The organism is Imperialibacter sp. (assembly GCF_048007035.1).
In the GTDB taxonomy this organism is placed as follows: domain Bacteria; phylum Bacteroidota; class Bacteroidia; order Cytophagales; family Cyclobacteriaceae; genus Imperialibacter.
Window position 1 is genome coordinate 6,783,145 of record NZ_CP180355.1, and the last position, 7,764, is coordinate 6,790,908.

Sequence of the window (7,764 nt, forward strand, 5' to 3'; positions counted from 1 at the left end):
AACTTTCCGGGATTTTTTATTGTTACAGATCAGTTTTTCTGTTCCTCCACCTCTGCCAACGATAGTGATCTTTTTCTCTTCCTTTCAAAGTAGTAGGTAACTGAGTTTTCGATTGGAAACAAAAGCAATGCCAGTCCCAGATGCATGAATACTTGCATAAATGGGGCTTCCTGAGTGTACTTCTCGAAGAAAGGCTCAAGTTGGTTGTGCACAAATTCAAACATTGTAAAAACAGCCGTGAATATCATTAATTTTGTTACCAGCCTATTTTGTAATTTTTTAACAAAGAGGAACGTAACCCAAAGCATTGCTGCCACAAAAAAGATTTCGAGAAGGTAGAACCACCAGCGAAGCCAGTATGGTGAGCTGATAGTGAACTGGATAGAGCTGAAGTCTTGTGACCAATAACCAGGACTGTACGATTCTTGCACAGTAAACTCATAATCTCCCGGATCAAGATTGGTGTATGTTGCTTCGTTGACTTTCGTCACTGGCGACCATTCTTCATCGTAGCCATTAAGTTTATACCTATAGAATACCGCATTCGGCTTTCGCAAATTTATTGCTACATAATCGAATGTAATGTGATTCTGATTGAAAGGAAGGTTGAGATCATTAGGCAAAATATCATCCAGAGCTTCCTGCTTTGAAAACATCAGCAAATCTACCTTTTTAAAAAATACCCTTAAATCCGTAATATGAGTAATAGACGGCTGGTCAACAAAGTTAATATGTGGCAAAATTACTTTAGTAACACCGTAGGGATTCCCAAACCAAAGATTCCCCAGATCATCAATGAAGGATGAGTTGATGACTATTTCAGTTTCGCCTAATTCTCTTTTGTGTTTGAAGGTTCTGATCAAACTAGTACCCAAATTTATAAAGGTCAGCCCTTCCCGATGACTTATCCAAACATTGCCACCCTTGTCGTGTCGAACAGAATTGCAGTAATTGGACAACAAGCCATCTTCCTTGCCCAGGTGAGTAAATTCACCATTAACATATTGGAAAATGCCGTCTCCGTAAGTAGCGATCCAAAGAACTCCATCGGCAGCTTCAGTGATTGAGTTCACGTCTCTGGAAGGAAAAACATTGTCCTTGGTTAAATATTTTATCTCCCCATTGGCTTCAATTACCGCCAACCCATTCAAGTGTGCCGCTACCCATGTTCTTCGATGACTGTCAGTGTAAGAGTAATAAATTTCATTGTGATAGAATCCATTCCTTGTGTTGAATTGCTGCAATACTGTTCCATTGCTGCTCAATTTGAGTAAACCGTTGCCTACCACTGAAACCCACAAATTTCCATCCGGGTCTTCACTGATAGTTCTAATGGTTTCATTGAGCCCATCAACCTTGCCCAAGTCTACCTTTTGGAAAGAAGCAAGCTCATCATTTGACCAATATAAACCTCTGTCCCTTGTTCCCAACCAGAAGACGCCATTCTCAGATCTAAATATCACCGTAGTATTTTGATCCTTAACTCCCCTCAAAGGAAGCTTCTCAAAAACCAAAGTGTCACTGCCATACGGCGTAGCAGCCTTCAACAAGCCCTGGTCGGTAGCAATCAGCATACTAAAGTCGTCGTTCTGAGCAAAACCGTTGGCGCTATGAATTTTAAACCTTTTCCCTAGCTCATAGTGATGAAATTCTGCTCGATTAAGTTGAGCAAAGCCATGTCCAAAGGATCCTACCCATACTTCATTTTCCCGGTCAACCAAAACAGTGTTGACTTCATTTCCAATAAATCCGTTGTCCTCATTAAAATAAGTGTACTTTTCCTCCCGGGCAGTGCCTTCATTCAAATCTACCTGGATGAGTCCATCGCTTTTGGTTCCTACCCAAAGGGACCCAAGGTCATCTTCACCCATAGCAGTAACACTTTGGCTATTGAGCAATTGTCTACTGGCAGCCCGCTGAAGTGGGCTTTTTTCAAATGCGTCATCGACGGGGATTCCCAATACTCCGTCACCGTCTGTACCAACCCACAACATGCCTCGCTGAACGTCCGAAAGCAAACTAAGCACTGACTGAGATTTAACAGCTTCCATATTACCGATGTAATCCAGGACACCACCACTCATCGTTTTAAAAACTGATAGACCCTCAGAACCAGCGATAATAAGCCAGTCATTGATAAGAACCATGCTATAAGCTAACTTCCCTTGCAAGGCTCCTGCTGGGTGCTGGGAGAATTTACCTTCTTTGCTGATACTGACCAACCCATTATTTTGTGATAGCGCCCATATATTCCCGAAGCGATCCTCTGTGAGCGATACAATTTTGCCAGGAAAGTCTTCATGGGTAAAAATCTCCTGATAACTTCCGTGCACCATTTTGCTAACGCCACCCTTAAAATACCCGAAATATAGGTGCCCATCAGTTGACACCGTCGAAGCAGTTACCAGGCTGCTGATTGTGCTGTCTTTCTTGTTGTAATTAATGAGCTCTACTCCATCGAATCGGTACAGACCGTCGTCAGACCCTACCCATATAAAGCCATCATGATCCTGAGCAATGGTGTAAATAAAAATGCCTCCAAAATCTTCCTCCAACCCAAATACTTTCACGGTGAAGTCAAGAGGACCGGCAAAAAGAGTCAGCGAAGCAATAAAAGACAGGGGTATAGTTAAGACAGCTTTCATCAATAGCTAGTTCCGGTTTTCTTGTACGTAACATTCACTTTGTATTTGTATTTCGGTGGCCCTCCTACAGGCACGGAAAAGAAAGGCAAGGCTTCTCCGTATTGATTAACAACATACATTACCATGTCATTTCTGGAGTCTCTGGTCTTTACTATTTGCAAGTCGAGCGTAGTGTTTTTCTCCTCAGCCACCAGTTGGTGGTTGCTTTGCGCCCATTTGGTATTGACTGAACCTGCCGCCTTGTGCCTGTTTTTTGCGACTGTGTACAGAAGAATTTCACCTTCCAGGTCAAGGTCAAAGTTGTATTGGGTAATTGACTCGACCTTTGAGTCCGCAAAAGGATATAAATGTGTAATCACCTTTGCGCTTAAAGGAAGACGGAATGAGTATTCGTAAGTAAAGGCGTTAGAGCCTTCAACGGCCATATTTGTCTTTGAATCTGTACTTAGGAAGAAGTGGTAAAGGTTTCCATCATTTCCGGAAGTTCCTTCAATTATAACTTTGAAGACATTTCCCCCCAACTCCGGCACCTCTTCTCCTTCCAGCGGATTGAATGGGCCAAAGCTGTACCAAGACTGGTCGTACTGTTCTTCGTTGTAAAATTCTCTGGTAGCAAGCAGTTGGCCGCTTTTGAAGTTCCCGACCGGGTCAATTTTTCTGGCGTCCGGCTCAGTATACGTAGCCAACCCTCCAAAGACTGAAAACCTGGTTTTAGTATCCCACTCACCGGAAGCTTCGTCATCCAAGCCCACAGTCTCCGGGTCAAAAACCCTGATATAAACTGGCTTTGTAAAGAAGGTCGGTACAATAAAAAAGAAGACCTGGACATGGTCATCGTCTCCCCACAAAGGAGATGCCTCGGGCCCGAAGGTAACCAATGCCTCTACGTGCTCAAATTTACTAGGAATTTTCTGGGCAGCGACGGGCCTGATGAGGAAAAAGGCGGCCAGGGAAACTATGGCTATGGTCAGTTTATTCATTTTTATTTCATTATATATTTTTATGCAGGTTGAGAAACGAAGATATTCTCGGCTGCCAAAACGGCCGCTAATTATTCTTTCTGAACCCAATGAAACATTCCTTCTTCGATCAACTTAAAGTCAGTTCTCAGGTTAAGGCTGGCGTCCGAATAGTCACAATCCTTTGAATAAATGCAGGTATTTACGAGCGATCCGTACACTTCCGGGTCAGCAATCTTTATTCTTTCTGCATTGATTCCATGTTCTATCATGTACTCTTTGATTAGTTTACTTCTTTTCAAAGCAACCTCTCTGTTGACGTAATAGAATCCGCTGGTGTGGGTATAGCTACCTAATAAGATATTCAATGCCTTCAGTTGCCTGAGCACTTCAATATTTGCCTTTAAAATGGCCGAGGCTTCAGCGGTCAGGCTCATATCATTAGGCATAAAAAATACTGATTGAAGTAAAACAGTGTCCCCGCCATTGTGAGCTGAGTTTCCAGAAAATAGAAGGCCACCAACATCGTGAATTCCATCTTTCAAAAACCGAGTCGCATACTTAAAGCCAGCCTTTTCCAGTATCTCCACGGTGCCTTCTTTGCAAAGGTTCATACCATTTTTTGTAATCACTTTCAATCTGATTGTGTGTACTCCTGGAGTGTCGATCTGCATCAATGAAGTGGTGCTGCCGGGTGCAGATTGCCCATCTATCATCCACTCGATGCTTTTGATAGCTGGCGATTCACCTTCTATGAAAAAAGATGTTTCAAAACTTTCTCCTTCCATGGCCTGGGTGGGTATTTCCAATGAAATACGCAATTCGGGCATCACATTAACTGATAGTTGCATTTCTTCAGGGTAAAAAGCGCCTGTCACTTTATTTACAAGGGTTAGTTTAACCGTATAGTCGCCCGGTTCCTCATAGCAGTGTTCTACCTTACCGCCCTTTCCTTTTTGACCATCGTTAAAATCCCAGTAAAATTCATAGTTTTCAGGATTCTGAATTCCATGATCGATAACATCGATTTCTATACATTTGGCCGAATTATAGTTAGAAACACACTCCTGTGCCATTCCAACAGACAGTGATAAAGCAATAAGAGAAATTACCAAACAGCTCCTCAACATAACTAGTCAATTAAAAAGTGAAATTCTGTTCTTCTATTCATGATGTGCATCTCCTCGTCACATTCAATCCCATTGTTACAATTGTTAACAGGAAAATACTCGCCATAAAAGCCTGGAATTATTCGACTTTCACTTATTCCTTCCTTGACCAGGTAATCAAAAGCCTCCTGCGACCTTTTTTCTGAAAGGCTGAGATTATACTCATCGCTACCCCTACTGTCGGCATATGAATTCATTGAGAGCCGAAGGTTTTGATATTTGCTCATTACTCTCACTATATGATCCAACTTATCATAATAGTCGAGGTGAATATCAAACTTATCCAAATCATAGTGGATGTTCTCTATGATAATAGGGTCATCGATCAGGTAACCGGCATCTGCTATCTTTTTGTTGACTTGTGTGGGAGAATCACCCTGATCCAATTTGACCCCTGTGGCCTGATTCTGAACCATAAGATTGCCGTTATCGTCAATGTGCGTTTTTTTGAGTTTGTCACCAACACCCACATATATTTTGCCGTTGACAATTAGTGCCAATGGGTCTGCGGTTGCCTGAAGCTTTTTCTGCAAGCCAATCTCAACTTCCAGCACGGAACCAGGAGCTGCCAGCTTTCCAGATATTATCTTTGAATTTTCTACATACCCTTCTGATGAGGCCCGCACGTGCAATCCTTCGCCAGGCTGAAGAACTAGCTCTGCTTTTCCAAATCCGTTTAGTTCATTCTTTGTTCCCAATGAACTTTCTGCCCTTAATAAATAGCTATCTATAGTAGCCCCTGTTTGTGCATCAAATACCTTTAGGTGTACCCTTGTTGGAAAGACATTAAAACTGAATATATCATCGTTTCCGTTTCTGTTTGAGCTAAAAAAACCTGTCAACCCCAGAGAATCACGACTTATGCCGAAGTCGTCACGCTGGCTATTCAGTGGTGCCCCTACATTTACTGGTTCAATCAACTCATTCTCGCCCATTACTACCGAGTAGATATCGAGACCGCCAAGGCCCCCATGGCCATTTGAAGAGAAATACAGGATCGTACCCCTGTACAAGTAGGGAAATAACTCGTCTCCCGGTGTATTTATTTTATCTCCAAAATTGATTGGTTCGGACCACACACCGTTCATCATAGTCGAATAATATAAATCCGAACCTCCATGCCCTCCCTCCTTATCTGATGCGAAAATCAATATTGTTCCTTCTTCGTCAATCGCCGGATGCCCAATTGAAAATTCTTTACTGTTGTGAATATATGGCGTAATATTTGACCATGAACCATTGACATTGTCAGCAAAAAATAGCTGCAATTTAGTAATACCGTCCTTGCTTTTTACCGCCTTGCCTTTGTGGTACTGGTTTCGTGTAAAAACCATTTTACTTTCATTTTTGTAGAAAGTGGCTGGCCCTTCATGATATTTAGTATTAACAGATTTACTGAACGAGACAGGTAAATCAAATTCGCCTCCCTCCCTTATTCTCGTGTAAAAGAGATCGAGGTATTCAGTATTGTCCCATTTAAAATTGTTCTGTATTATTTTCCTCACATTGCTGTTCGATAAGTAAACCAACCCCTCCTTGTATATCATTGGACTAAATTCGTAAGAGGCTGTGTTGATACTAATTGGGTTGATTTCGTAGAAGGCGGAATCTGAAAAATAGTTTTCAGAATTATATAATCCCCCCAATCTGCCGCTAATCCAGTTGCCTTCGTCCGACGTCTGATATAACTTGAAGTATTTTATTGCCTGATTGTACTCTCCCATTTCCATTAATGACTCGGCATAATACAGTAAATAGCGGCCGTAGGCGCTGGCACTATCAGCTTTTAAAACCTTTCCATACCACAAACTAGCTTCCTTTGGCATATTAAGATTACGATAACTGTCTCCTAACTTCAGAGCAACTTTTTTGTTCGTGGTGTCCTGCTTAAAAAGCTCTTCGTAAAGTGATGCAGCGGACTGGTAAGAGAATTCATAATAACTCTTGTCGGCTCTTTTTTCAAGACCTTTCAAGCCTTCGATGAACTCCACAGATTGCGCAGTAGCAACAATTGCAGGGAATCCAAGTAACAAATTGATATATACTAAAACTCTTTTCATGTCTTCCTAAAAATACCTTGGGGTAACTATTCTGCTTTTTGAATATTGAAATATGTAATTGAGCATCAATTCATGCGAGCCTGAATTAACTCTACCAAGGTCGTTTGTAAGAATATCATACGAATAACCAACCCTGAATTGCTCGCTTACCTGTAGTTCCAGAAGCACATCGATCGACTCAAAAGACCTGTAGGAGAGGCCCACCCAAAACACATCGTTAATAAGTAAATTGGCATTGACATCAAGCTCTACAGGAGCACCTTCCACAGCTTTAATAAGCAGATTGGGCTTGAATTTCAAGCTTCTGTTGAGATCGAATACGTAGCCTGCTGATACAAAATAATGACGCTTAATCTCTGAGTAAATAAAGCTTGTGACTCTATCGTCTTTTGCGGAATTAAAGAGCAAAGGAAGGGAGGCTCCCAAATAAAACCTTTCACTGTTGAAGTAGATTCCTGTTCCAACGTTTGGTTTAAAGCTCTTGATATTTCCGGCTAAATAGTTGTCATCGCCTATTCCCAGATCGTTTAAATTGTGACTATAATCATTGAAGCCACCCTGAAGCCCAAATGAAAGGGTCGACTTGCGCATCTTAATTTTATAGGCGTAGGACAGAAAAAGGCTGTTTTGATTGGTAACACCTATTTTATCTCTTAAAAACAGTAAGCCGATGCCAATATTTTTATCTGGTACCGGTGTGTGCATGGAAACGGATTGAGTATTTGGTGCGCCGTCCAGCCCCACCCACTGTACACGAGCAATTGCGGTGGTACTCAATGCCTCATGACTTCCGGCATAAGCGGGGTTTAGTGCCAGACCATTGAACATATATTGCGTGAACATTGGCTGCTGCTGTGCGTTTGCTGAGAAGCTAAAGGCAGTGGCAGCCACAGAGATCAATACTTTAACAAGGGACTTCATCCTATCCATT

5 protein-coding genes are annotated in these 7,764 nt (G+C 41.9%); all 5 read right to left on the reverse strand.

Annotation, left to right across the window (positions count from 1 at the left end):
* Nucleotides 1–29: 29 nt before the first annotated feature.
* The 5 genes from ACMVP2_RS28675 to ACMVP2_RS28695 all read right to left on the reverse strand — a co-directional run bounded on the left by ACMVP2_RS28675 (nucleotide 30) and on the right by ACMVP2_RS28695 (nucleotide 7,763).
* Nucleotides 30–2,645 (reverse strand): ligand-binding sensor domain-containing protein, encoded by a 2,616-nt coding sequence (locus ACMVP2_RS28675; RefSeq protein ID WP_416866155.1) that lies wholly within the window; start codon nucleotides 2,643–2,645, stop codon nucleotides 30–32.
* Complete coding sequence (locus ACMVP2_RS28680; RefSeq protein WP_339794201.1) at nucleotides 2,645–3,625, reverse strand: hypothetical protein; 981 nt, start codon at nucleotides 3,623–3,625, stop codon at nucleotides 2,645–2,647. The genes ACMVP2_RS28675 and ACMVP2_RS28680 overlap by 1 nt, the downstream gene beginning before the upstream one ends.
* A gap of 71 nt (nucleotides 3,626–3,696) precedes the next feature.
* Nucleotides 3,697–4,680 (reverse strand): PKD domain-containing protein, encoded by a 984-nt coding sequence (locus tag ACMVP2_RS28685; RefSeq protein WP_339794203.1) that lies wholly within the window; start codon nucleotides 4,678–4,680, stop codon nucleotides 3,697–3,699.
* A gap of 56 nt (nucleotides 4,681–4,736) precedes the next feature.
* On the reverse strand, nucleotides 4,737–6,833 hold the full coding sequence (locus ACMVP2_RS28690) for an OmpA family protein (RefSeq protein WP_416866156.1): 2,097 nt from the start codon (nucleotides 6,831–6,833) through the stop codon (nucleotides 4,737–4,739).
* A 6-nt stretch (nucleotides 6,834–6,839) separates the two neighbouring features.
* Nucleotides 6,840–7,763, reverse strand: coding sequence for a type IX secretion system membrane protein PorP/SprF (locus ACMVP2_RS28695; RefSeq protein ID WP_416866157.1), 924 nt, complete (start codon nucleotides 7,761–7,763; stop codon nucleotides 6,840–6,842).
* Between the last annotated feature and the right edge of the window lies 1 nt (nucleotide 7,764).